The 23721-nt window shown below is 70.6% G+C and carries 23 protein-coding genes; 8 read left to right on the forward strand and 15 right to left on the reverse strand.

All coding sequences use genetic code 11. The features are described 5' to 3' along the window. Positions 1-10 precede the first annotated feature (10 nt). The 7 genes from der to ndk all read right to left on the reverse strand — a co-directional run bounded on the left by der (position 11) and on the right by ndk (position 6724). Entirely contained in the window at positions 11-1411 is a 1401-nt protein-coding gene (gene der / locus G545_RS0101875) for a ribosome biogenesis GTPase Der (RefSeq protein ID WP_027068911.1), read from the reverse strand. Between the two features lie 8 nt (positions 1412-1419). Beyond that, complete coding sequence (bamB, locus tag G545_RS0101880) at positions 1420-2634, reverse strand: outer membrane protein assembly factor BamB (protein WP_052106477.1); 1215 nt, start codon at positions 2632-2634, stop codon at positions 1420-1422. Next, a complete protein-coding gene (locus G545_RS0101885; protein WP_027068913.1) occupies positions 2634-3269 on the reverse strand; it encodes a YfgM family protein in 636 nt (211 codons plus the stop codon). Before G545_RS0101885 ends, bamB begins: the two co-directional genes overlap by 1 nt. Positions 3270-3380: 111 nt before the next feature. Continuing rightward, entirely contained in the window at positions 3381-4232 is an 852-nt protein-coding gene (locus G545_RS0101890) for a helix-turn-helix domain-containing protein (RefSeq protein WP_027068914.1), read from the reverse strand. Then, positions 4229-5038, reverse strand: a complete 810-nt coding sequence (locus G545_RS0101895; RefSeq protein WP_161625761.1) for a tetratricopeptide repeat protein — start codon at positions 5036-5038, stop codon at positions 4229-4231. Before G545_RS0101895 ends, G545_RS0101890 begins: the two co-directional genes overlap by 4 nt. Positions 5039-5057: 19 nt before the next feature. Further along, entirely contained in the window at positions 5058-6290 is a 1233-nt protein-coding gene (gene rlmN / locus G545_RS0101900; protein WP_081677668.1) for a 23S rRNA (adenine(2503)-C(2))-methyltransferase RlmN, read from the reverse strand. An 8-nt stretch (positions 6291-6298) separates the two neighbouring features. Continuing rightward, positions 6299-6724 (reverse strand): nucleoside-diphosphate kinase, encoded by a 426-nt coding sequence (gene ndk / locus G545_RS0101905; RefSeq protein WP_027068917.1) that lies wholly within the window; start codon positions 6722-6724, stop codon positions 6299-6301. Positions 6725-6942: 218 nt separating this feature from the next. Between ndk and G545_RS0101910 the strand changes: the two genes are divergently transcribed. The 3 genes from G545_RS0101910 (at position 6943) to G545_RS0101920 (ending at position 11304) form a co-directional block, all read left to right on the forward strand. Further along, on the forward strand, positions 6943-7560 hold the full coding sequence (locus tag G545_RS0101910) for a TetR/AcrR family transcriptional regulator (protein WP_027068918.1): 618 nt from the start codon (positions 6943-6945) through the stop codon (positions 7558-7560). A 42-nt stretch (positions 7561-7602) separates the two neighbouring features. Next, positions 7603-9978, forward strand: a complete 2376-nt coding sequence (locus G545_RS0101915) for a 3-hydroxyacyl-CoA dehydrogenase/enoyl-CoA hydratase family protein (protein WP_027068919.1) — start codon at positions 7603-7605, stop codon at positions 9976-9978. Positions 9979-10098: 120 nt separating this feature from the next. Then, the gene (locus G545_RS0101920; RefSeq protein ID WP_027068920.1) at positions 10099-11304 is read left to right on the forward strand and encodes an acetyl-CoA C-acyltransferase; all 1206 of its coding nucleotides are present in this window, start codon (positions 10099-10101) and stop codon (positions 11302-11304) included. An 87-nt stretch (positions 11305-11391) separates the two neighbouring features. On the opposite strand, the gene galU is transcribed toward G545_RS0101920, so the two are convergent. The 8 genes from galU to cmk all read right to left on the reverse strand — a co-directional run bounded on the left by galU (position 11392) and on the right by cmk (position 19745). Then, positions 11392-12291 carry a UTP--glucose-1-phosphate uridylyltransferase GalU gene (galU, locus tag G545_RS0101925; RefSeq protein ID WP_027068921.1) on the reverse strand — a complete coding sequence of 300 codons (900 nt, stop codon included), beginning with the start codon at positions 12289-12291 and terminating at the stop codon, positions 11392-11394. Beyond that, positions 12292-14211, reverse strand: a complete 1920-nt coding sequence (locus G545_RS0101930; RefSeq protein WP_027068922.1) for a polysaccharide biosynthesis protein — start codon at positions 14209-14211, stop codon at positions 12292-12294. A 13-nt stretch (positions 14212-14224) separates the two neighbouring features. Continuing rightward, positions 14225-15217 carry an MraY family glycosyltransferase gene (locus tag G545_RS0101935; RefSeq protein ID WP_036136191.1) on the reverse strand — a complete coding sequence of 331 codons (993 nt, stop codon included), beginning with the start codon at positions 15215-15217 and terminating at the stop codon, positions 14225-14227. Positions 15218-15227: 10 nt separating this feature from the next. Continuing rightward, positions 15228-16406: a lipopolysaccharide assembly protein LapB gene (lapB, locus tag G545_RS0101940; RefSeq protein WP_027068924.1), complete on the reverse strand. Its 1179-nt coding sequence runs from the start codon at positions 16404-16406 to the stop codon at positions 15228-15230. Positions 16407-16410: 4 nt separating this feature from the next. After that, positions 16411-16647: a lipopolysaccharide assembly protein LapA domain-containing protein gene (locus G545_RS13195; protein ID WP_052106565.1), complete on the reverse strand. Its 237-nt coding sequence runs from the start codon at positions 16645-16647 to the stop codon at positions 16411-16413. 74 nt (positions 16648-16721) lie between these two features. Further along, positions 16722-17024, reverse strand: a complete 303-nt coding sequence (locus G545_RS0101950; protein WP_027068925.1) for an integration host factor subunit beta — start codon at positions 17022-17024, stop codon at positions 16722-16724. A 102-nt stretch (positions 17025-17126) separates the two neighbouring features. Then, positions 17127-18815 (reverse strand): 30S ribosomal protein S1, encoded by a 1689-nt coding sequence (rpsA, locus tag G545_RS0101955; RefSeq protein ID WP_027068926.1) that lies wholly within the window; start codon positions 18813-18815, stop codon positions 17127-17129. 201 nt (positions 18816-19016) lie between these two features. After that, on the reverse strand, positions 19017-19745 hold the full coding sequence (cmk, locus tag G545_RS0101960) for a (d)CMP kinase (RefSeq protein WP_052106566.1): 729 nt from the start codon (positions 19743-19745) through the stop codon (positions 19017-19019). Between the two features lie 116 nt (positions 19746-19861). Between cmk and ykgO the strand changes: the two genes are divergently transcribed. The 5 genes from ykgO to G545_RS0101985 all read left to right on the forward strand — a co-directional run bounded on the left by ykgO (position 19862) and on the right by G545_RS0101985 (position 23697). After that, positions 19862-19987 (forward strand): type B 50S ribosomal protein L36, encoded by a 126-nt coding sequence (gene ykgO / locus G545_RS0101965; RefSeq protein ID WP_005913193.1) that lies wholly within the window; start codon positions 19862-19864, stop codon positions 19985-19987. Between the two features lie 217 nt (positions 19988-20204). Next, positions 20205-20537, forward strand: a complete 333-nt coding sequence (locus G545_RS0101970; protein ID WP_027068928.1) for a hypothetical protein — start codon at positions 20205-20207, stop codon at positions 20535-20537. Positions 20538-20553: 16 nt separating this feature from the next. Next, positions 20554-21585 carry an agmatine deiminase family protein gene (locus G545_RS0101975; RefSeq protein WP_027068929.1) on the forward strand — a complete coding sequence of 344 codons (1032 nt, stop codon included), beginning with the start codon at positions 20554-20556 and terminating at the stop codon, positions 21583-21585. 17 nt (positions 21586-21602) lie between these two features. Then, positions 21603-22487 (forward strand): carbon-nitrogen hydrolase, encoded by an 885-nt coding sequence (locus G545_RS0101980; RefSeq protein ID WP_027068930.1) that lies wholly within the window; start codon positions 21603-21605, stop codon positions 22485-22487. After that, on the forward strand, positions 22480-23697 hold the full coding sequence (locus G545_RS0101985) for a TraB/GumN family protein (protein WP_027068931.1): 1218 nt from the start codon (positions 22480-22482) through the stop codon (positions 23695-23697). The genes G545_RS0101980 and G545_RS0101985 overlap by 8 nt, the downstream gene beginning before the upstream one ends. The last annotated feature ends 24 nt before the right edge of the window (positions 23698-23721 follow it).

Here is a 23721-nt window from a genome sequence, read left to right on the forward strand (position 1 = left end):
ACGGCAAGGCTCAACGCCGGCGCTTGACGTGGCGCAGCAGGCGCCGCTTGCGCGCGACCTGGCGCTCGGTGAGCGGGTTGCGCTTGCCCTCGTAGGGGTTGTCGCCTTCCTTGAAGATGAAGCGGACAGGCGTGCCGACCAGCTTGAAGCGCTTGCGGAAGAAGTTCTCCAGGTAGCGCCGGTAGCTGTCGGGCAGCACCCGCAGGCGGTTGCCATGGATCACGAAGGTCGGCGGATTGGTGCCCGCCGGGTGGGCGAAACGCAGCTTGGAGGCGTGGCCGCCCACCGAAGGCGGCGCCGTGGATTGCACCGCGACCTCCATAGCGCGCGTGACCTCGGCGGTGCCGAACTCGCGCGTCGCCGACGCGTGCGCGCGGTGGATGGCGGCAAACAGCTCGCGCAGGCCGGAGCCGTGCAGCGCGCTGATGCGCACCTTCTCCGCCCATTCCACGAAGGCCAGCTTGCGCTCGAGCATGGCCTGGGCCTGGCTGCGCTGGTAGTCGTCCAGGCCGTCCCACTTGTTGACCGCCACCACCAGCGCCCGGCCGGCGTCGAGCGCATAGCCGAGCACGCTGACGTCCTGGTCGGTGACGCCCTCGCTGGCATCGACCATCACCACCGCCACCTGGCAGCGCTCGATCGCCTGCAGGGTCTTGACCACGGAGAACTTCTCGACCGCTTCCTCGACCCGCGCCCGGCGCCGCAGGCCGGCGGTGTCGATGAGCCGGTAGCTGCGCCCGTCACGCTCCATGTCGATGGCGACCGAGTCGCGGGTGGTGCCGGGCACGTCGGAGGCGATCATCCGCTCCTCGCCCAGCAGCCGGTTCACCAGGGTCGACTTGCCCACGTTGGGGCGGCCGATGAAGGCGATGCGCAGGCGTCCCGGATCATCCTCGACCTCCGGCCCGGGCAGCTCTTCGGGGAGCCGCTCGAGCACCTCGTCGATCAGGTCGTCGATGCCCTGCCGGTGCGCGGAGGACACGGCGACCGCGTCGGCGAGGCCGAAATGGGCGAACTCCGCCAGCACCGTCTGGACGTTGAGCCCCTCGGACTTGTTGACCACCAGGAGTACCGGGCGCGCGCTGCGGCGCAGCCAGGCGAGGATCTCCGCGTCCAGCGCCGAGGCGCCCTCGCGGGCATCGGTGATGAACAGGACCAGGTCGGCCTCGGCAGCGGCCTGGCGCGCCTGCCGGGACGTCGCGCCCGACAGGCCCTCCTCGTCGCCCGCGATGCCGCCCGTGTCGACCACCGAGAACGCCCGCCCGCCTTCCGGCCGGCAGATGCCGTAGTGACGGTCGCGGGTGACGCCGGGCTGGTCGTGGACCAGGGCGTCGCGGCTGCGCGTCAGGGCATTGAACAGGGTCGACTTGCCGACATTCGGCCGGCCGACCAGGGCAACGACGGGCATCATGGTCCGGGCTACTGGCCGAGCTGGTAGGCGGCGACGCGGCCGTTGGTGTCCTGCACCACCAGGATGCCGTCGGCCACGACCGGCTTGCCGCGGATCGGATCGCCGCCGTGCTTCGTGCGGGCCGCGAACTCGCCGTTGTACAGCTGCAGCCAGTGCAGGTAGCCCTCCTGGTCCCCGACCACCGCGTGGTCGCCCTGCACCGACGGCGGGCTCACGCCGCGCCGCAGCAGGCCCGGCTGCTGCCACAGGGCGCCGCCGGTGTTCTTGTCCAGGCCGAAGACCGTGCCGTCGGTGCCGGTGACCGCGAGCACGCTGTAGCCGGCCGCGACGCCACCGGCGCCGCCGTTCGGGCTTCCCCACATCGGCTGCCCGGAGGGCGCGTCGATGGCGACGGTGGTGCCCTTGAAGCTGCTGGCATAGATCGTGGTCCCGTCCAGCACCGGCTGGCCATCGACGTCGGCCATGCGGTCGAGCTCGGTGCGGCCCTCCTGCTGGCCCACCGGGATCTCCCACAGCGGACGCCCGTCCGCGGCGGACAGCGCGACCAGCGTGCCGTCGTCGTTGCCGACGAACACGTAGCCCGGGCCGAGCACCGGGCTGCCGTTGCCGCGCACCGACAGCGAGGGGACATCGTGCACCCAGAACCAGCGGCGCTCGCCGTTGCGTGCATCGAACGCCGTCAGGCGGCCGTCGTTGGAGCGGACGAAGACGATCCCGAAGCCGACCACCGGTGCCGCGATCACCTCGTTGCCGACCTTGGCGGTCCAGCGCTCTTCGCCGGTCGCGGCATCGAGGGCCACCACGTTCCCGTCCAGGTCACCTGCGACGACCAGCCCCTCGCCCACGCCCGGGCCGCCACTCAGGCGCAGCTCGCTCGGGTAGTGCCAGGCCTGTTCGCCACTGCGCAGGTCGAAGGCGCGCACGCCGCCGTGCACGGCGGCGGTGAACACCCGCCCGTCCGCCACCGCCGGCGCCTGTCCGACGCCCAGGCGTCCCTCGCCCTTGCCGGCATTGGCCGTCCACAGCCGCTGGACCTCGGCGGTCGGGGCGAAGTCGACCAGCGCGGCCGGGGCGGTGGCATCGTCCTCGTCGTCGGAGAACCAGCCGCGCACGGTGCTGCACCCGGCGACCGCGAGCACGCAGCAGGCGACGAGTGCGGCACGCACGAGGCGGTACCCGGGACGGACGGGGCCGCGGGGGGCGGGTGCGGGAGCGGCATTCATCAGGAGCTGGCCTCCGGTTCCGTGGGGGCCGGCACGCCGCCGACCTGGGTGAGCTTGAGTTCGAGGATGCCGCGACGCGGAGAGGCCGCGTCCAGCTCCTGCAGCGCGGCCTGGTATGCGTCGCGTGCCTGGTCGACCTGTTCCAGCGCGAAATGGGCATCGCCACGGATCTCCGCGGCGCCGGCACCGGCCGTGGCCGGAACCAGCTGCAGGGCTTCGTCGGCCTTCCCGGTTTCGATCAGCAGCCGCGCCAGGCGCTGCGCGATGACCTCGTCCAGCAGCGGGTCGCCGGATTCGATGGCGCGCAGCGTGGCGATGGCGCCCTCGGCGTCACCGGCTTCGACCTGGGAGGCGGCCAGTTCGAGCCGCGCGAGCTGCCGGTACGGACCCTCGGCCAGGGCATCGATGCGCGCCGGCGCATCCTCCGCGCCCGCCTCGATGGCGGCGACCGTGGCGTGGTACTGGTCGGCGGCGGCCAGCGCCTGTTGCTCCTGCTGGGCGCCCCACCATTTCCATCCGCCGATCGCGGCCAGTCCTATGGCGATGCCGCCTACCAGTGCCGCGCCGTTCTGGCGCAGCCAGGCACGGACGCGTTCGCCCTGTTCATGTTCATCGAGGAGGTCGTCAATCGCCATGCGCGCACGCCATGCTGTCGCTCGCGGCCGCCGCTTCGCAGGGTGGCCGGGAGCCTTGGGTTTCAGGGGCCCGCGGGCGGGCCTTCGGGACTCCCGGCGGGCGCAGCCGGCTCAGTCGGCGCGCGCCTGGAGCGAGCCGTCAGAGGATAGCGCAAAGCGGGCCACGTTCGCGCGCGCAAACGCCGCGAGGTCGACGGGCTCGCCCTCGCTGCGGACCTCCACCGCCGCGACATTGCCCAGCACGACCTCGCCCACCTCGCCCGGCGCGTAACGCCGGGTATCGCCCTCGCCGAGCAGCGCCTGTTCCACCACGGAGCCGTCCGGCGCACTCACTTCCATCCAGCTTTCGCCCGAAAACGTAAGCTCCAGGCCGCCCTCCACCACCGGCGGCGGGATCGCCGGCCGGGACTCGGGCGTCGTGCGGAGGCCGCCGATGGAAGCCAGGACGGGAGTGCGCCCGGGCACCGCGGGCGTCGTGCGGCCAGCGGGCTGTTCGCCAGCGAGGGACTCGCCGGCCGCCGGTTCGACCTCGAGGCTGCGCACCTCGACGTCGTTGGAAAGATGCGGCTGCGTGGTCAGCCAGACCGGGACCACGATGAAGGCGGTGATCGCGATGTACATCGCGCGCCGGGTGGCCTGCTCGAACAGGCGCTGGTAGCGCGGCACGTGGGAATGGCTGACCAGCGGGGGCGGCGCAAGCGCGTCGAGCTGCCGCTCGACCTGTTCCATGTCCAGCTCCACCCCGAGGAAGCCGGCGTAGCGGCGCAACTGGCCGCGCACGAAGATCGGCGCGCCCGCGCGGTCCCAGTCGTCCTCCTCCAGCGCCCGCAGGGACGCCACCGGCATGTGCAACCGGGCCGCCGCTTCTTCCAGGGCCAGTCCGGCGCCTTCGCGTGCCTCGCGTAACCGGGCGCCAAAGCTCTCACCCACGGCCCCGACATCCTCCCTCGTGGGTTGGTTCATGGTTGGTCTTCGTTCCCCTTGATGGAGTCCGGGACTGCGCCCGGGAACTCCTCCCGCATTCGCCGAACGTACCCCGCCGCGGCGCGGCTGTCGCCCAGCGATGTCTCGATCTGTGACGCAAGCAACAGCGTAGAGGCATCGGCGGGGGCCGCGTCAAGCCTGCGCTGCACGAAGGCCCGCGCCCGCATGTGGTTCCCCGCCCGGTACTCGCGCTCGGCGAGGGCGGCCAGCGCCCCGGGCGTGGCCGGATCGCGCTCCAGCGCCGCCTCCAGGTAGCGGACCGCCTCCTCGTCCATCCCGGCGCGCTGCGCGCACTCGCCGGCATTGGCCAATGCACCGGCGGCGTTGCCGTAGCCCGGGATCGAGGCGGCGGACTCGAACCACTGCAGCGACTCCGCCTCGCGGCCGTTGGTGCACAGCCAGGTGCCGAAGTTGTTGTGCATGCCGCCCTGGGTGGGCGCCAGCTCGACCGCCCGGCGGTAGTGGCTGCCCGCGGTGCGGGAATCGCCACGGCGGTCGGCGACCAGGGCCGCCAGGGTGTGCGCACCCGGCGAGCGCTCGCCGTGGCGCAGCGCCTCGCGAGCGGCCTTCGCCGCCGCGTCCAGGTCGCCCGCCCGCAGCGCGTCCTGGCCCTCGCGCAATGCCAGCTGCAGCGCGAGCGCGCCCTCCCGGTCGCTGCCGCGCAGCTCCACCTCGGGCGAGGTGCGCGTGAATTCCCCGCGCGAGGTGTCCTGGCGGACGAAGCTCAGTTTGCTGCAACCGGCGAGCACGCACAGGGCGAGCACCACCAGCAATCCCCGCGACATGCCCGCACCGGTCCGCATCTCAGGCGGTTCCCCCCGCGGCAAGCCGCTTGCGGAACTCGGCCTGGCGCCGGGTGCGGTCCATCACCTGGCCCTTGAGCTGCCCGCAGGCAGCGTCGATGTCGTCGCCGCGGGTGCGGCGCACGGTGGTCAGCACCCGGGCTTCCTGCAGCAGCTTCTGGAAGGCGCGGATGTCGGCCTCCTCCGAGCGCTCGTAGCGCGTACCCGGGAACGGGTTGAACGGGATCAGGTTGACCTTCGCCGCGTCCTTCATCTGCACCGCGTTGTCGAAGCCGCGCATCAGGCGCGCCAGTTCGCGCGCGTGCTGCGGCTGGTCGTTGACCCCCTTCATCAGGGTGTATTCGAAGGTCACCGAGGTGCCCTTCTTGCGCAGCGCGTAGCGGACGCAGGCGTCCATCAGCTGCGCGATCGGATATTTCCTGTTGAGCGGCACCAGCTCGGTGCGCAGCGCGTCGTTGGGAGCGTGCAGCGACACCGCCAGCGAGACGTCGCAGGCCTCGCCCAGGCGGTCGATCTGCGGGACCAGCCCGGAGGTCGACAGGGTCACGCGCTTGTTCGCCAGGCCGTAGCCCAGGTCGTCGCGCATGATGTTCATCGCCCGGACCACGGCATCGAAGTTCATGAGCGGCTCGCCCATGCCCATCATCACCACGTTGGTCAGCTTGCGGCGCTGGTGCGGCAGGTTGCCCAGCTGCCGTGCGGCGACCCACACCTGCCCGATCACCTCGGAGGTGGTCAGGTTGCGGTTGAAGCCCTGGGTGGCGGTGGAGCAGAAGCTGCAGTTGAGCGCGCAGCCTACCTGGCTGGACACGCACAGCGTGCCGCGGCCCTTGTCGGGGATGTAGACCGCCTCGATGGCGTTCTTCGGGTCCATGCCGATCAGCCACTTGATCGTGCCGTCGGCGGAGGGCTTCTCCAGCAGGACCTCGGGCGCGCGCACCACCGCGTGCTCGTGCAGCTTGGCGCGCAGGGCCTTGCCCAGGTCGGTCATCTGGTCGAAGTCGGTGACGTAGCGGTGGTGGATCCACTTCATCACCTGGTGGGCGCGGTAGCGCTTCTCGCCCAGCCTGTTCTCGAAGAAATCCTCGAGCCCGGTGCGGTCCAGGTCGAAGATGTTGGTGCGGCCATCGGCCGCACCACCGGCGGGGACCGCTCCCGCGCCCACGGCCGCGGGCCGGGCGCGTTCGGCGTCCAGCAGCGCGATCTCGATGGCGTTGTCGCGGGAAGCGGTCATGCCGGGCCTCAGCGGGCGTACACCTCGGTGGCCGGGAAGAAGTAGGCGATCTCGATCGCGGCGTTCTCCAGGCTGTCGGAACCGTGCACGGCGTTGGCGTCGATGCTGTCGGCGAAGTCGGCGCGGATGGTCCCGGCCTCGGCTTCCTTCGGGTTGGTCGCACCCATCAGCTCGCGGTTCTTCGCCACCGCGCCCTCGCCCTCCAGCACCTGCACCATCACCGGGCCGGACACCATGAACTCGACCAGCGCGCCGAAGAACGGGCGCTCGCGGTGCACGGCGTAGAAGCCTTCGGCCTCGGCCTTCGACAGGTGCTTCATCTTCGCGGCGACGACCTTCAGGCCGGCCTTCTCGAAGCGGGTGTAGATCTCGCCGATGACGTTCTTGGCGACGGCATCGGGCTTGATGATGGACAGGGTGCGCTCCAGCGCCATGCGGGTTCTCCGGGGTGGTTGGGCCCGCCGGGGATGTCCAGGGGCCCGAAGATACAGAAAAAACCCGCGGATCGACGCGGGTCCGGTTCGGCAACTGCCGGAATTCTAACGGAATCGCCCGGGGCTTGGCTGCACGGGTTTTCCCGGTTTGACGCATCTTCAGGGCCGGTCTAGCATCAAACAATCGTTTGATTCGAACGCCCGGACCCTCGTTCCGCATGCACACGGCCCCGTTCTCCACCAAGGACCGGATCCTCGGCGCCGCCGAGGAGCTGTTCGCCCAGCACGGCTTCAGCGGCACCTCGCTGCGCCAGGTGACCAGCCGCGCCGAGGTCAACATCGCCGCGGTCAACTACCACTTCGGGAGCAAGGAGAACCTCGTCAACGAGGTATTCCGCCGGCGCATGGACGAGATGAGCTCGCACCGCCTGGAGATGCTGCGGGCGGCGCTGGCGGAACACCCGGGCGAGCTGGAGCCGATCCTGGCCGCGTTCGTCGAGCCTGCCCTTGCGGTCGCCGCCGACCGGCGCGGCGGCGGTGCCTTCGTGCGCGTGGTCGCCCGCGCCTACGCCGAGCAGAACGACAACCTGCGCCGCTTCCTGTCCGAGAAGTACGGCCACGTGCTGCGCGAGTTCGCCCGCGCCATGGCCCCCTGCCTGCCGCACCTGGGCAAGGAGCAGCTGTACTGGCGGCTGGACTTCCTCGCCGGAGCGCTTACCTACGCCATGGCCGACTTCGGCCTGATCAAGCGTCCCCAAGGGGTCGGCGAGCACGAACACCGCCAGCGCGCCGCGCGCGAGCTGATCCGCTTCGCGGCCGCCGGCTTCCAGAGCTGAATCACGCAAGCCTTTGAGATCCCTCCTACAAGGAGCAACAAGATGTCCGAGAAACTGCTTGTACGCCGTGCCGCGGTCCTGGGCGCCGGCGTCATGGGGGCGCAGATCGCCGCGCACCTGGTCAACGCAGGCGTCGATACCGTGCTGTTCGACCTCCCGGCAAAGGAAGGCAAGCCGAACGGCGTCGTCGAGCAGGCGATCGCACGGCTCGGCAAGCTCAAGCCGGCGCCACTGGCCGAGAAGTCGCTGGCCGCGCGCATCACCCCGGCCAACTACGAAACCGGCCTGGAACTGCTGGAAGGCTGCGACCTGGTGATCGAGGCCATCGCCGAGCGCATGGACTGGAAGCAGGACCTGTACCGGAAGATCGCCCCGCACGTGCCGGCGCACGCGGTCCTGGCCAGCAACACCTCCGGCCTGGGCATCAACAAGCTGGCCGAGGTGCTGCCCGGGGAAATGCGCCCGCGCTTCTGCGGCGTGCACTTCTTCAACCCGCCGCGCTACATGCACCTGGCCGAGCTGATCCCGGCGCGCAGCACCGACGACGCGGTGATGCAGGGACTGGAGGCCTTCCTGACCACCACCCTGGGCAAGGGCGTGGTCTATGCCCGCGACACCCCCAACTTCATCGGCAACCGCATCGGCGTGTTCTCGATGCTGGCGGCGATGCACCACACCACGCAGTTCGGCCTGGGCTTCGACACCGTCGATGCGCTGACCGGCCCGGCGATCGGCCGGCCGAAGTCGGCGACCTACCGCACGGCCGACGTGGTCGGGCTGGACACCATGGCGCACGTCATCAAGACCATGGCCGACACGCTGCCCGAGGACCCGTGGCACAAGTACTTCAAGGCGCCGAAGTGGCTTTCGGGCCTGGTGGAGAAGGGCGCGCTGGGTTCCAAGTCCGGGGCCGGGTTCTACACCAAGAAGGGCAAGGACATCCTGGTGCTGGACCTGGAGGCGCAGGACTACCGCGCGTCCGACCAGAGCCTGGACCCGGAGGTCGCGGCGCTGCTCAAGGAGCGTGAACCGGCGAAGAAGTTCGCCGCCCTGCGCGCCAGTGGCCATCCGCAGGCGAAGTTCCTGTGGGCGTGCTTCCGCGACACCTTCCACTACAGCGCCTACCACCTGAAGGACATCGCCGAGACCGCGCGCGACGTCGACCTGGCCATGCGCTGGGGCTACGGCTGGTCGGTCGGCCCGTTCGAGACCTGGCAGGCCGCCGGCTGGAAGCAGGTCGCCGACTGGATCGCCGAGGACATCGTCGCCGGCGAGGCAATGAGCAATGCCGAGCTGCCCGACTGGGTGTTCGACGGCCGCGAAGGCGTGCACTCCGGTGCCGGCAGCTACAGCCCGGCGCGCGACGCGATGGTGCCGCGCTCGTCCAACCCGGTGTACGCGCGCCAGCGTTTCCCCGATGCGTTGCTCGGCGAGAAGGCCTCCCAGGGCCGGACGGTGTTCGAGAACGACGGCGTGCGCATGTGGGCCGACGAGGGCGACGACATCGCCGTGGTGGGCTTCAAGACCAAGATGCACACCGTCAACGACCACGTGCTCGACGGGCTGCAGGAAGCGATCCGCATCGCCGAACGCGACTTCCGCGGGCTCGTGGTCTGGCAACCGAAGGAGCCCTTCTCGGCCGGGGCCGACCTGGCCGGCGCGCTGGGCCTGCTGCAGGCGGGCGACGTCGAGGGCTTCGACGCGATGGTCGCCAACTTCCAGCGCACCAGCATGGCGATCAAGTACTCGCAGGTGCCGGTGGTCGTGGCGGTGCGCGGCTTGGCGCTGGGCGGTGGCTGCGAGTTCCAGATGCACGCCGCGCGCACCGTGCTGGGCCTGGAGAGCTACATCGGCCTGGTCGAGGCCGGCGTCGGCCTGCTCCCCGCGGGCGGCGGGCTGAAGGAGCTCGCCGTGCGTGCCTCCGAGCGCGCGGGCACCGGCGGGGATGTCTTCGCCGAACTCAAGAACGTGTTCGAAACCGTCGCCATGGCCAAGGTCTCGACCTCGGCACTGGAGGCGAAGTCGCTGGGCCTGGCCCGACCGGAAGACGTGGTCGTGTTCAACGCCTTCGAACTGCTGCACGTGGCGAAGGCACAGGCCCGCGCACTGGCCGAGTCGGGCTACCGCCCGCCCCTGCCCGCCCGCGCCATCCGCGTGGCCGGCGACGTCGGCATCGCCACCTTCAGGATGATGCTGGTGAACATGCTCGAGGGCCGTTTCATCTCGGAACACGACCACGAGATCGCCACCCGCATCGCCACCGTCCTGTGCGGCGGCGAAGTCGATCGCGGCGCCGTGGTCGACGAGGAATGGCTGCTGCGCCTGGAGCGCGAGCACTTCGTCGCCCTGGCGCAGATGCCTAAGACCCAGGAGCGGATCGCCCACATGCTGAAGACGGGGAAGCCGTTGCGGAACTGAAGGCAAGAGCGGGAACCGGGAACGGGGAACCGGGAACGAAAGTTCCCCGCGCCCTTCCCACTCCCGCGATCTCCCGTTCCCTGTTCCCTGTTCCCCGTTCCCGCCTTTAGAGGTTCTCCAATGACCCAGATCCAGGACGCCTACATCGTCGCCGCCACCCGGACCCCGGTCGGCAAGGCGCCGCGCGGCGTATTCCGCAACACCCGCCCCGACGAGATGCTCGCCCACGTGCTGCGCTCGGTGATGGCCCAGGCCCCCGGCGTGGACCCGGCGCGCATTGGTGACGTGATCATCGGCTGCGCGATGCCCGAGGCCGAGCAGGGCATGAACGTGGCGCGCATCGGCGCGCTGCTGGCCGGGCTGCCGGACACCGTCGCGGCCCAGACCATCAACCGCTTCTGCTCCTCCGGCCTGCAGGCAGTGGCGCTCGCCGCCGACCAGGTCCGCCTGGGACACGCCGACCTGATGCTCGCCGGCGGCACCGAGAGCATGAGCATGGTCCCGATGATGGGCCACAAGATCGCGATGAGCCCGCAGGTGTTCGCGAAGGACGAGAACGTCGCCATCGCCTACGGCATGGGCATCACCGCCGAGAAGGTCTCGGAGGAGTGGAAGGTCTCGCGCGAGGACCAGGACGCCTTCGCCCTCGCCTCGCACCAGAAGGCGCTGAAGGCGATCGAGGCCGGCGAGTTCCGCGACGAGATCAGCCCGTACGAGGTCGTGTCCCGGATGCCCGACCTGGGCGCCGGCAGCGTCCGCGAGAAGAAGACCGTCGTGGACACCGACGAGGGTCCGCGCCCGGACACGAGCGCGGAGGGCCTGGCGAAGCTGCGTCCGGTGTTCCGCAACGGCCAGTTCGGTGGCACCGTAACCGCGGGCAACAGCTCGCAGATGTCCGACGGCGCCGGCGCGGTGCTGCTGGCATCGGAGAAGGCGGTGAAGGAGTACGGCCTCACGCCGCTGGCGCGCTTCGTCAGCTTCTCGGTGGCCGGCGTCCGGCCGGAAGTGATGGGCATCGGCCCGGTCGCGGCGATCCCGAAGGCGCTCGAGCAGGCCGGATTGCGCCAGGACCAGCTGGACTGGATCGAGCTCAACGAGGCCTTCGCCGCCCAGGCGCTCGCGGTGATCCGCGACGTCGGCCTGGACCCGGACAAGGTCAACCCGCTGGGCGGCGCGATCGCCCTGGGCCACCCGCTCGGCGCCACCGGCGCCGTACGTACCGCGACCCTCGTCCACGGCCTGCGCCGCCGCCAGCAGAAGTACGGCATGGTGACGATGTGCATCGGCACCGGGATGGGCGCGGCGGGGATCTTCGAGGCCCTGTAGCGCGCCAGGGCCGTCCTCTCCTCCCGCGCGGGGGGAGAGGCGGCTGCGCAGCGGCGTCCCCGGCGCCCCGCCCGTTCGTGCCGGGCGCTACTCGAGCTCCCTGACGCCGAGTTCCTTCAGCGCATCCTGCATCAGCTGCTTGGCCGCTTCGCTCAGCTTCTCGTGGTCCAGGGCGTAGCGGATCGTCGCCTCCACCAGGCCGATGTGGGTGCCGCAGTCGAAGCGCGTGCCGCGGAAGCGGTAGGCATCCACCTGCTGTTCCTGCAGCAGCCGGGCAATCGCATCGGTCAGCTGGATCTCGCCGCCGGCGCCCGCCCCGGTCGACTCCAGCAGCTCGAAGATGCGCGGCGTGAGCACGTAGCGGCCGACCACGGCCAGCGTGCTGGGCGCATCGTCGGGCTGCGGCTTCTCGACGATCCCGGTGATGCGCCCCTGGCGCTCGTGGAAGTCCTCCGTGGCCACGATGCCGTAGCTGGCGGTCTTCTCCCGCGGAACGTCCTGCACCGCGACCACGCTGCCGCCGCTGGCCTGGGCGGCATCCGCCATCTGGCTCAGGGCGCCCGGACCGCGGTTCCAGATCAGGTCGTCGGGCAGCAGCACCGCGAACGGTTCGTCGCCGACGACGGGCTTCGCGCACAGCACCGCATGGCCCAGCCCGAGCGCCTCGGCCTGGGTCACGAACACCGCGCGCACGCCCTCGGGGATGGTGCTGCGGATGAGCTCCAGCTGCTCGGACTTGCCCGCGCGCTCGAGCTTCTGCTCCAGCTCGTAGGCCTTGTCGAAGTAATCGGCGACCGCGTGCTTGTAGCGGTTGGTGACGAACACCAGGGTCTCGCACCCGGCCTCGACGGCCTCGTCCACGGCGTACTGGATGAGCGGCCGGTCGATGATCGGCAGCATCTCCTTGGGCACGGTCTTGGTCGCGGGGAGGAATCGCGTCCCCAGTCCGGCGACCGGGAACACGGCGGTTCTGATGCGTTGGGACATCTATACGTTCCTGGCAGTACGTGAGGGAAAGGCGACCACGGTGGGCGGCGGCGCCGGCGGCGCGGTACGGGCGGGCTGGCCGACGGGCGCGAACTCGGGCACCGCGCCGGCGAGTTGCAGGCGCAGGCGTTCCACGTCGTAGCAACCCACCGCCTCGCGCATCTGCGCAACGGCCTGGTGGATCTCGGCCGAGGCCACGCCACGCGGCTCGGCCTGGAGGATCTTGGGATGGCTGGTGGCGCGGTAGTGCTCGTCGGCGTGGAACAGCGTCTCGTGCAGCTTCTCGCCCGGGCGCAGGCCGGTGTAGACGATCGAGACGTCGCGTCCCAACTGCTTGCCGGCGAGCCGGATCATCTGCTCGGCCAGGAGCCGGATCGGCACCGGCTCGCCCATGTCCAGCGTGTAGATGGCTTCGTGGCTGCCGATCGCGGCGGCCTGCAGGATCAGCTGGCAGGCCTCCGGGATGGTCATGAAGTAACGGGTGACCTCCGGGTCGGTGACCGTGACCGGGCCGCCGCGGCGGATCTGCTCGCGGAACAGCGGCACCACGCTCCCGGCCGAGTCGAGCACGTTGCCGAACCGGACGGTGACGAAGCGGGTATGGCGCTGGTCGGCCAGGGCCTGGCAGACCATCTCGGCCATGCGCTTGGTGGCGCCGAGGATGTTGCCCGGGTCCACCGCCTTGTCGGTGGAGATCAGCACGAAGGTGCCGACGCGGGCCTCGCGGCAGGCGCGGGCCAGGGTCTCGGTCGCCAGCACGTTGTTGCGCACGGCCTCGCGCAGCTGGCCCTCCAGCAGCGGCACCTGTTTGTAGGCGGCGGCGTGGAAGACCGCCTCCGGCTCGGCCAGCGCGAGCGCGTGGGCAACCACGGCCGGGTCCCCGCAGTCGCCCAGCACGCTGGCGAATTCCAGGTCCGGGAAGTCGCGGCGCAGCGCGGCCTCGGCCCGGATCAGCGCCAGTTCGTTGACCTCGACCAGGGTGATCCGCCTGGCGCCGTGGCGGGCGCACTGGCGGCACAGTTCCGAGCCGATCGAACCGCCGGCGCCGGTGACCAGGACCGAGCGTGCGCCCAGCCAGGAGCGGATCGACTTCCAGTCGGGCAGCACCGGCTGGCGGCCGAGCAGGTCCTCGATCGCGACCTCCTTCAACTCGCCGGGCTGCGAACGGCCGTCGAGCACGTCGCGCAGGCGCGGGACCATGCGGAATGGCAGCCCGGAGTGCTCGCAGGCCCCCACCACCCGGCGCATCGCGGCGGCGTCGGCGCCGGGCATGGCGATCACCAGGAGCCGGGCCGCGGTCTCGCGGGCGATCTCCGCCACGTCCTCGACCTTGCCCAGCACCGGCACGCCCTGCACCTTGGTGCCGCGAAGCCGGCTCGCATCATCCAGGAACCCGACCGGATGGTAGTGGCCCAGGCGGCGCAGGTCGCGGACCAGCGCCTCTCCGGAATGGCCGGCGCCGAGGATCAGGATGCGCGTCGCGCCCTCCCCGCCCCGCTCCATGCCGCTGTCCTTCCAGGCCCGGTACAGCAGCCGTGGCGCGCCCAGCATGCCCATCAGGACCAGCGGGTACAGCACGATGACCGTGCGCGACACCAGGTCCATGCGGTTGTAGAGGAACAGGGCCAGGACGATCGCGACCAGGCCCAGCGCACACGCCTTGAAGATGTTCCACAGGTCGGGGACGCTGGCGAAGCGCCACAACCCGCGGTACAGGCCGACACGCCAGAACACCAGGCCCTGCGCCGCCAGCACCAGCAGCACCTCGGTCGACCACCAGGGCATCGGCGGCGGGTTCTCCATCACGCCGAAGCGCAGCCAGTGCAGGCCCTGCCACACCAGCCAGACCATCGCCAGGTCGTGGAGCACCACGGCCAGCCTCGGTAGCGTCCCTGCCCAGCGGTCGCGCCAAGCCGTCATGTGATGTCCTTTCTCATTCGGTCTTCGGTTCTCCACGCGACCGGTCGCGGCGCTGCAACCACCACCAGGCGACGGCGGCGCTGGTATACCACCCCAGGCCGCCGAGCAGGATGAAGACGAGGTCAACATCCCGGCAGGCGAAAGCCAGCAGCAGCCCCGCCGCGGTCCAGCCCGCATACGCGGCCGTGACCCGCACGTGGCCGACGCGGCGCGCCCACCCCTGGTAGGCATGCTGGACGTGCGGCGTCCACCAGCGCTCCCCCCGGACCACCCGCCGCAGCAGGGTGAGCCCGGCATCCACGAGGAACGCGGAAAGCGGCACCAGCAGCAGCAATCCCCCCCTGGGGCCGGCCCCGGCGGTGAAGACACCACCCAGCGCCGCCAGCGCAAACCCGATGGCACCGCTTCCAACATCGCCCATGAAAATCCGGGCGCGGGGCAGATTGTACGGCAGGAAGCCAAGCGCCGCCGCCGTCAGCGCCGCCGCCAGCAGGGACCACGCCCCGTCGAGCCCTACGGCCAGCCCGGCCCCGACCAGCACCGCCTGGGTCGCGGCGATGCCGTCGATGCCGTCCATGAAGTTCCACACGTTCACCAGGACGACGATGGCCAGGAAGGTGGTGACCGCGGCCGCAGGGGCCGCCCCCTCCAGCCACAGCACGATGGCGAACCAGCCGGCGGCGAGCGCATGCACGCCCAGGCGCAGCCACGGAGACAGCGGACGGTGATCGTCCACGAGCCCGGCCAGCGCGACCATCGCCAGTCCGCCCGCGAACGCCGCCAACAGGCCCACGCTGGCCGGATCGCTGCCACCGGAGGCCGCGACGCCGCCGGCGGCAAGCAGCACCACCACCACGATCGCGATGCCGCCCCCGCGCGGCGTGGCAACGGAATGACTGCGGCGCTCGCCGGGCTGGTCCACCAGCTGCCGGCGCAGCGCGTAGGCCCGGGCAAGCCAGGTGCCCAGCGCCGACAGGCCCACCAGGGCGGGCAGCATCCATGCCATGGCCACGGACTCAGACCACGGCGTAGTTCAGCAGCGGCTTGATCGAACCCCACTCCTTGCAGCTGGGGCACTGCCAGTGGTGGCTGCGCGCCCCGAAGCCGCACCGGTTGCAGCGGTAGCTCGGGTTGCGCACCAGCAGCTGGTCGGTGATGTTGCCCAGGTCCTTGAGGGTGGCGACCGGGTCGGCGCCTTCGGCCAGGCTCAGCTCGATCAGCGCCGCCTCGCCCCGCACCGAGGGCCGGTCCTTGAGCTCCTTGGCCAGGAACGCCCGCGCGGCCGGGACGCCTTCCTGCGCCTCCACCATCCGGGTCAGGGCCAGCACCGGGGCGATGCCACGGTAGTGCTCGCTCATCTCGGCCAGGAAAGCACGGGCGCCGGTCGGGTCCCCCACCCGCTCGTAGCAGGCCAGCAGTTGCGGCATCACCTCGGGGAGGTAATCGGGGTCATGTCGCGCGACCCGCTCGAAGGCGCGGATCGCCGCCAGTTCGTTGCCGGCCCCGACCTCGATCCGGCCCTCCAGCATGCCTGCGCGCACGGAGTTGGCGTCGGCCTGGTAGGCGCGCGCAACCGCCTCGCGTGCCGCCGCCTCGTCGCCGTTGGCCCGGTGGCGGTCGGCCAGCTCGCACTCGAACTGCGCGATCAGCTTGCCCATCGGCTCGCCGGTGGCGTCCTCGTAGCGACGCGCGTTCTCGATCGCCTTCGGCCAATCGCGCTCGGCCTGGTAGATGTTGATGAGGTGCCGCAGCGCCAGCGGCGCGCGCATGTCGAGCGCCACCAGGTCGCTGAACACCGTCTCGGCCCGGTCCAGCAGGCCGGCGCGCATGTAGTCCTCGCCCAGCGCCAGCAGCGCCTGGACCTTCTGCGCATCGCTCAGCCCCGGGCGCTGCACCAGCGCCTGGTGCAGGCGGATGGCGCGGTCGACCTCGCCGCGGCGGCGGAACAGGTGGCCCAGCGCGACCTGCGTCTCGAAGGTGTCCTTGTCGAGCTCGGCGATGTGCAGGAACAGCTCGATCGCCTTGTCCGGCTGCTCGTTGAGCAGGTAGTTCAGGCCGCGGAAGTAGGTCGTCGAAAGGCGGCTGACCTGGGTGTCGCTGTGGCGCTCGCCGCCGCGCCGGCCGATCACCCAGCCGCTGACCGCGGCGATCGGCAGCAACAGGAAGAACCAGAACCACTCGTTGATGAAGGCCATCCGCTCAGCGGCTCCCCGTGGTGGCGGCGCCGTGGCCGGCAGCCGTGCGCGGGCGGCCTGCGGCGACCGCCAGGCCACCCAGCAGGGCGCCGAGCAGCAGCGCGACGATCAGCGCGATGCCGAGGTTGGCGGGGATCCCGGCGAAGCCGAGGTTCACGACCACGGGCTGCACGTTGAGGGCGCCGACCAGCGCGCCCAGCAGGATGCAGGCAACCGCGATCAGCAGTCGGACAAGTCGCATGGCGGCTCCAGGACAGCGGCGTACGGGCGACAAGCTTAGCCGCCCGGGCCCATCTGCAGCCACAGGAAGGGGGATCAGTCGTCCTCGTCGACCGGCATTACGTCGCTTACGCGCTCGCGCAGCTCCTTGCCGGGCTTGAAGTGCGGGACGTGCTTGCCTGCCAGCGCGACCGGCTCACCCGTCTTCGGGTTGCGGCCCATGCGCGGCGGGCGGTAATGCAGCGAGAAACTGCCGAACCCGCGGATCTCGATCCGCTCGCCATCGGCCAGGGTCGCGGCCATGGTCTCCAGCAGCGTCTTGACTGCCAGGTCCACGTCCTCGGCCTTCAGGTGCGGCTGGCGGCGGGAAAGAATCTCGATGAGTTCGGATTTGGTCATGCTCGGTTTCAGGAAGCCCTGACACGACGACGGCCCGGCCGGGGCCGGGCCGCCATCGGAAGGCGGCACCCACGCGATGCGGGTGCCGCCGCCGTCCGCAGATTACTCGGACTTGTTGCCCAGCTGTTCGCGCAGCAGCGCGCCCAGCTTGGTGGTGCCGCTGGCGGCGTCGGCGCTGGAGCGGTTGTAGTCGGCCACGGCCTCCTGCATCTCCGCCTCGTCCTTCGCCTTGATCGACAGCTGCATCTGACGGCCCTTGCGGTCCATGCCGATGAAGCGTGCCTCGACCTCCTCGCCCACCTTCAGCACCTTGGAGGCGTCGTCGACGCGCTCGCGCGAGATGTCGCGCGCGGCGATGTAGCCCTCGATGCCGTCGGCCAGCTCGACCAGCGCACCCTTGGCGTCCACTTCCTTGATGGTGCCGGTGACGATGGAACCGCGGGAGTTCGACGCCATGTACTGGCCGAACGGATCCTGCTCCATCTGCTTGATGCCCAGGCTGATGCGCTCGCGCTCCGGGTCCACCGCCAGCACCACGGCCTCGACGGTGTCACCCTTCTTGAACTCGCGGATGACGTCTTCGCCGGTGGTGTTCCAGCTGATGTCGGACAGGTGCACCAGGCCGTCGATACCGCCTTCCAGGCCGATGAAGATGCCGAAGTCGGTGATCGACTTGACCTGGCCCTCGACCTTGTCGCCCTTCTTGTGCAGGACGGCGAAGGTCTCCCACGGGTTGGAGGTGACCTGCTTCATGCCCAGCGAGATGCGGCGGCGCTCCTCGTCGACGTCCAGGACCATGACCTGCACCTCGTCGCCGACCTGCACGATCTTCGACGGGTTCACGTTCTTGTTGGTCCAGTCCATCTCGGACACGTGCACCAGGCCCTCGACGCCCGGCTCGATCTCGACGAACGCACCGTAGTCGGTGACGTTGGAGACCTTGCCGAACACGCGGGTCTGCGACGGGTAGCGGCGGGAGATGTTGTCCCACGGATCCTCGCCCAGCTGCTTCAGGCCCAGGCTGACGCGGTTGCGCTCGCGGTCGTACTTGAGCACGCGGACGTCCAGCTCCTGGCCGACTTCCACCACCTCGGACGGATGGCGGACGCGCTTCCAGGCCATGTCGGTGATGTGCAGCAGGCCGTCGATGCCGCCCAGGTCGACGAACGCACCGTAGTCGGTGAGGTTCTTGACCACGCCCGGGAGCACGGCACCCTCGACCAGCTTCTCCAGCAGCGCCTCGCGCTCCTCGGAGTGCTCGCTCTCGACGACGGCACGGCGGGAGACGACGATGTTGTTGCGCTTGCGGTCGAGCTTGATGAGCTTGAACTCCAGCTCCTTGCCCTCGAGGTAGGTCGAGTCGCGCACGGGGCGCACGTCGACCAGGGAGCCCGGCAGGAAGCCGCGCACGTCCTTGATGTCGACGGTGAAGCCGCCCTTGACCTTGCCGCTGATGCGGCCGGTGATGGTCTCGTTGTTCTCGAGGGCTTCCTCGAGCTCGTCCCACACCATGGCGCGCTTGGCCTTCTCGCGCGAGAGGATGGTCTCGCCGAAGCCGTTCTCGATGGCGTCCAGTGCGACCTTGACCTCGTCGCCCTTCTCCACCTCGATCTCGCCTTCCTCGTTCCGGAACTGCTCGATCGGCACGATGCCTTCAGACTTCAGGCCGGCGTTGATCACCACGACATCGCCGCGGATCTCCACGACGGTGCCGGTGACGATGGCACCCGGCTTCAGCTTGGCGAGGCGGGCCTCGCTCTGTTCGAACAGTTCGGCAAATGATTCGGTCATTGGAAAATAATCCGGTTGGACAAACGGGCCTCGGCTGCCGTGGAACCCGCTGGCACTGGACGTGCCGTGCGGCGGCCCTGCCGGGCCCACCCGTTTGATATGGTGCGGACGAGCCACACCGGTCTGGTTGGTGGATCCGCCGCGTCGTGCGGCGGGGCTTTGCTGGTGTTGCGTCTTGCGTCTTGCTGGTGCTGCGTACTTCTACTGCTGCTCCGGGACGAGCCCCGCCTGCGCCACGACCGCGAGCACGCGCCCGACGACCTCGTCGATGCCAAGCCCGGTGGTATCCACGGTGACCGCGTCAGCGGCCGGCCGCAGCGGCGCCACCGCGCGATTGGCATCGCGCGCATCACGGGCGAGGATCTCCCGTAGCAGACCGCTCAGGTTAACGGAAACCCCCTTGTCGCTCAACTGCTTATAGCGGCGGCCGGCCCGCTCCTCGGCACTGGCGGTGAGGAACACCTTCGCCCGGGCGTCCGGGAAGATCACGGTGCCCATGTCGCGCCCGTCGGCGACCAGCCCGGGCGCCTGCCTGAATGCGCGCTGGCGTTCCTTCAGCGCCTCGCGCACCTCCGGGATGGCGGCGATGGCCGAGGCGGCCGCGCCGGCGGTCTCGGTCCGCAGCTCTCCGGTGGCATCGGTGCCGTTCACCAGCACCCTCAGTTCGCCGCCGTCGTCGCGGAACTCCACCACGGTATCGAAGGTGCAGCGCACCAGCGCCGCGGGGTCGGCCAGGTCGATGTCGCCCCAGCCGGCGGCGACGCCGACCGCGCGGTACAGCGCGCCGGAGTCCAGGTAGTGCCAGCCCATCCGCTCGGCGACCAGCCGGCTGATGGTGCCCTTGCCCGACCCGGAGGGGCCGTCGATGGTGATGACCGGGGCCGTCTGGCCGGGGCCCGGCGGTGCGTGGTTTCCGTTTTCGTTGTCCATGGCGGCATTATCCGGCGCTTCCCCGTCCGCGGCCATCACCCCGGCCCTTGCATGGCGCGGGCACGCCCGGCTAGAATTGCCGGCTTGCCGATCCACCACCGTTTTCGAGGTCTGTCATGAAGGTCCTGTCCTCCCTGAAGTCGGCGAAGACCCGTCACCGCGACTGCAAGGTCGTTCGTCGTCGCGGCAAGGTCTTCGTGATCTGCAAGTCGAACCCGCGTTTCAAGGCGCGCCAGCGCTGAGTGCACCGCACTCCGGAACCCGCGGGCCACGGCCTGTAACGGAAAGCCGCCCCCGGGCGGCTTTCTTCGTTCTGCGAACCCCGGCGGCGCCCCGCCGCACGCCCCTGCGTACAATCCCGGCCGGGGAATTCCGCCGGCCGGCGGGACACGCCCGGGGGATGCCGCCGCCGGCGGCACGTGCACCAGACCAACATGGGGAACGAGGATGACCAGGACCATGATCCGAACGACGCTGCTTGCCGCCGTGCTCGCGACAGGCGCACTCGCCCAGGGCGACGCGCGGGCCGACACGCTGCTCGTGGACCGCGCCAACAGCAAGGAAGCGGCCGTGGTGCCGGTGCGCGGCCAGACCATGGCCGAGGTGCAGGCCCGCTACGGCGAACCGGCCGAGCGGCTGGACCCGCGCGGCGGCCAGAAATCCCAATGGCCCGTGATCCATCGCTGGGTCTATCCGCAGTTCACCATCTACTTCGAGAAGGACCGCGTCATCGACGTGGTCGTCAACCGCGCGCACCCCGGCGAGATCGGCCCCAAGCCGCCGGTGCTGTAGCCCCGACGGAGCATCCATGACCCAAGCCGTACGCTTCCCCGCCGAGTGGGAACCCCAGTCCGCGATCCTGCTTGCCTGGCCGCACGCCGGCACCGACTGGGCCGACCGCCTCGGCGAGGTCGAGGAGACCTACATCGCGCTGGTCGCGGCGATCACCCGTTTCCAGCCGGTGATCGTCTGCGTGGCCGACGAGGACGTGGAAGCCTACGCCCGCGCGCGCCTGTCCTCGGCACGGGTGGACATGGAGCGCGTGCGTTTCGTGGAGATCGAGTACGACGACACCTGGCTGCGCGACACCGGGCCGGTGACGCTGCGCGACGGCGAGGGCTTCCGGCTGATGGACTTCCGCTTCACCGGCTGGGGCGGGAAGTTCGGCGCCGAGCGCGACGACCGCTTGGTCGAGGGCCTGGCCGCACGGGGGCTGTTCCGGTCGGCCCGGCGCGAAGAGGTCGATTTCGCGCTCGAGGGCGGCGCCATCGAGACCGACGGCGCCGGCACCCTGCTGAGCACCTGGCGCTGCCTGGCCGAGCGGCATCCCGACCGGGACCGCGCGGAGGTGGACGCGGTGCTGGCCGGCAGCCTCGCCCAGGACCGCGTGCTGTGGCTGGAGCACGGCTACCTGGAGGGTGACGACACCGACGCCCACGTCGACACCCTCGCCCGCTTCGCCGCGCCGGATGCGATCGTGTACCAGGGCTGCGACGATCCCGCGGACAGCCACTACGACGAGCTGCGCGCGATGTCGGCCGAGCTGGCCGCCCTGCGCACCGCCGAAGGCGAGCCATACCGGCTGTTCGAGCTGCCCTGGCCACGGCCGGTGCTCGACGAGGACCGCCGGCTGGCCGCCAGCTATGCCAATTTCCTGGTCATCAACGGCGCGGTACTGATGCCGGCCTACGATGACCCTGCCGACGCGCAGGCGGCCGCGGTGCTGGCAAGCGCCTTCCCCGGCCGCGAGATCCTCCAGGTGCCCTGCCGCCCCCTCATCTGGCAGAACGGCAGCCTGCACTGCATCACCATGCAGCTGCCCGCCGGCGTCCTCGCCTGATTCCACGGAGTTCCCCCATGAAGCACGACATCCTCCCGGTCGCCCTCATCCAGGAGCGCAACCACGGCGATGCCGAGGCCAACCTCGCGGTCATCGAGCAGCGGGTGGCGGAAGCCGCCGCCAAGGGTGCCCGCCTGGTGCTGCTGCAGGAGCTGCACAACGGCGCCTATTTCTGCCAGCACGAGTGCGTCACGGAGTTCGACCTGGCCGAGCCGATCCCCGGTCCGAGCACCGAGCGCCTCGGGCGCCTGGCGGCGCAGCACGGGGTGGTGATCGTCGCCTCGCTGTTCGAGCGCCGCGCCGCCGGCCTGTACCACAACACCGCGGTGGTGCTGGAAACCGACGGCTCGCTGGCCGGCAAGTACCGCAAGATGCACATCCCCGATGACCCGGGCTTCTACGAGAAGTTCTACTTCACGCCGGGGGACCTGGGCTTCGAGCCGATCGACACCTCGGTCGGCCGCCTCGGCGTGCTGGTGTGCTGGGACCAGTGGTACCCGGAGGGCGCGCGCCTGATGGCGCTGGCCGGCGCCGAGATCCTGCTCTACCCGACCGCGATCGGCTGGGACCCGGTCGACGACCAGGCCGAAAAGGACCGCCAGCGCGACGCCTGGATCCTCAGCCACCGCGGCCACGCCGTGGCCAACGGGCTGCCGGTGCTGTCGTGCAACCGGGTCGGGCACGAGCCCTCCCCGCTGGGCGCCTCGGGCGTGGACTTCTGGGGCCACAGCCACGTGCTGGGTCCGCAGGGCGAGTTCCTGGCCCTGGCGGACACCACCGAGCAGGTGCTGATGGCCGAGGTCGACCTGCGCCGCAGCGAGGACGTGCGCCGGATCTGGCCGTTCCTGCGCGACCGCCGCATCGACGCCTACCAGGACCTGCTGCGGCGGTACCGTGACTGAGGCGCCCGCCTGGCTGCACGGGCAGCCACACGAGTGGGTCGAGCGTGACGGCGTCGAGTACCTGCTGCTCGGCACCGCGCACGTCTCGCGCGAGAGCGTGGAGGCGGTGCGCGACGCGATCGGCAGCGGCGGCTTCGACGCGGTCGCGGTCGAGCTGGACGAACAGCGGCTGCAGGCGCTGACGGACACCGAATCGCTGGCCAGGCTGGACCTGGTCGAGGTCATCCGCTCCGGCAGGACCGCGATGTTCGCCGCCAACCTGGCGCTGGCCGGCTACCAGCGGCGCCTGGCCGAGCAGCTGGGCATCGAGCCCGGGGCGGAGCTCAAGCGCGCCGTGCTGGAGGCACGCGCGCGCGAGCTGCCGGTGCACCTCATCGACCGCGACGTCGGGCTGACCTTCCGCCGGGCCTCCGCCCGCCTGGGCTGGTGGGGCCGCGCCAAGCTGGGCGGCGGCCTGTTGACCTCGCTGTTCGTCAGCGAGGAGGTCAGCGACGAGCAGATCGAGAAGCTCAAGCAGGGCGACATGCTCGAGGCCAGCTTCGAGGAGTTCGCCAGCGACAGCCCGGACATCTACGAGACGGTGATCGCCGAGCGCGACCACTACATGGCAGCCCGCCTGCGCCAGCTGCGCGAGGACACGAACCTGGACGGCCAGGTCCGGGTGCTTGCCGTGGTCGGCGCCGGGCACCTGCGCGGCCTGGCCGCGCACCTGCGGACCGACACCGCCCCGGCCGCGGACATCCGGGCCGAACTGGAGTCGGTGCCGCAGAAGAGCTCCATCCCGTGGTTCACGATCGGCCTGGCCGCGTTCGTGCTGGGCGGCTTCGCCTGGGGCTTCTGGCAGGGCGGCCTGGACGTGGGCACGGACCTGCTGCTGCAGTGGGTGCTGGCCACCGGGATCCTGGGCGCGATCGGCTGCGCCATCGCCGGCGGCCATCCGCTGAGCATCCTGGTGGCCTTCCTCGCATCACCCATCACACCGCTGCACCCGGCGCTGGCTTCGGGGACACTCAGCGCCCTGACCGAGGCCTGGATCCGTAAGCCGACCTACGCCGACTTCCTGGCCCTGCGCGACGACGTGCAGACGGTCCGGGGCTGGTGGCGCAACCGCGTGGCCCGGGTGCTGCTGAACTTCTTCCTGACCAGCCTGGGCACCGCCATCGGGGTGTGGACGGGCGGGTTGCGGATGCTGGGCCGGCTGTTCGGGTGAGGCAAGCCCAGCCGCGATCCGGTG

The organism is Lysobacter defluvii IMMIB APB-9 = DSM 18482, from assembly GCF_000423325.1.
Classification (GTDB): Bacteria; Pseudomonadota; Gammaproteobacteria; order Xanthomonadales; family Xanthomonadaceae; genus Novilysobacter; species Novilysobacter defluvii.

Bases quoted from the DNA above. Each gene is read 5' to 3' on its own strand.
- der (WP_027068911.1), bottom strand. From the start codon at position 1,411: ATGATGCCCGTCGTTGCCCTGGTCGGCCGGCCGAATGTCGGCAAGTCG.
- bamB (WP_052106477.1), bottom strand. From the start codon at position 2,634: ATGAATGCCGCTCCCGCACCCGCCCCCCGCGGCCCCGTCCGTCCCGGG.
- G545_RS0101885 (WP_027068913.1), bottom strand. From the start codon at position 3,269: ATGGCGATTGACGACCTCCTCGATGAACATGAACAGGGCGAACGCGTC.
- G545_RS0101890 (WP_027068914.1), bottom strand. From the start codon at position 4,232: ATGAACCAACCCACGAGGGAGGATGTCGGGGCCGTGGGTGAGAGCTTT.
- G545_RS0101895 (WP_161625761.1), bottom strand. From the start codon at position 5,038: ATGTCGCGGGGATTGCTGGTGGTGCTCGCCCTGTGCGTGCTCGCCGGT.
- rlmN (WP_081677668.1), bottom strand. From the start codon at position 6,290: ATGACCGCTTCCCGCGACAACGCCATCGAGATCGCGCTGCTGGACGCC.
- ndk (WP_027068917.1), bottom strand. From the start codon at position 6,724: ATGGCGCTGGAGCGCACCCTGTCCATCATCAAGCCCGATGCCGTCGCC.
- G545_RS0101910 (WP_027068918.1), top strand. From the start codon at position 6,943: ATGCACACGGCCCCGTTCTCCACCAAGGACCGGATCCTCGGCGCCGCC.
- G545_RS0101915 (WP_027068919.1), top strand. From the start codon at position 7,603: ATGTCCGAGAAACTGCTTGTACGCCGTGCCGCGGTCCTGGGCGCCGGC.
- G545_RS0101920 (WP_027068920.1), top strand. From the start codon at position 10,099: ATGACCCAGATCCAGGACGCCTACATCGTCGCCGCCACCCGGACCCCG.
- galU (WP_027068921.1), bottom strand. From the start codon at position 12,291: ATGTCCCAACGCATCAGAACCGCCGTGTTCCCGGTCGCCGGACTGGGG.
- G545_RS0101930 (WP_027068922.1), bottom strand. From the start codon at position 14,211: ATGACGGCTTGGCGCGACCGCTGGGCAGGGACGCTACCGAGGCTGGCC.
- G545_RS0101935 (WP_036136191.1), bottom strand. From the start codon at position 15,217: ATGGCATGGATGCTGCCCGCCCTGGTGGGCCTGTCGGCGCTGGGCACC.
- lapB (WP_027068924.1), bottom strand. From the start codon at position 16,406: ATGGCCTTCATCAACGAGTGGTTCTGGTTCTTCCTGTTGCTGCCGATC.
- G545_RS13195 (WP_052106565.1), bottom strand. From the start codon at position 16,647: ATGCGACTTGTCCGACTGCTGATCGCGGTTGCCTGCATCCTGCTGGGC.
- G545_RS0101950 (WP_027068925.1), bottom strand. From the start codon at position 17,024: ATGACCAAATCCGAACTCATCGAGATTCTTTCCCGCCGCCAGCCGCAC.
- rpsA (WP_027068926.1), bottom strand. From the start codon at position 18,815: ATGACCGAATCATTTGCCGAACTGTTCGAACAGAGCGAGGCCCGCCTC.
- cmk (WP_052106566.1), bottom strand. From the start codon at position 19,745: ATGGACAACGAAAACGGAAACCACGCACCGCCGGGCCCCGGCCAGACG.
- ykgO (WP_005913193.1), top strand. From the start codon at position 19,862: ATGAAGGTCCTGTCCTCCCTGAAGTCGGCGAAGACCCGTCACCGCGAC.
- G545_RS0101970 (WP_027068928.1), top strand. From the start codon at position 20,205: ATGATCCGAACGACGCTGCTTGCCGCCGTGCTCGCGACAGGCGCACTC.
- G545_RS0101975 (WP_027068929.1), top strand. From the start codon at position 20,554: ATGACCCAAGCCGTACGCTTCCCCGCCGAGTGGGAACCCCAGTCCGCG.
- G545_RS0101980 (WP_027068930.1), top strand. From the start codon at position 21,603: ATGAAGCACGACATCCTCCCGGTCGCCCTCATCCAGGAGCGCAACCAC.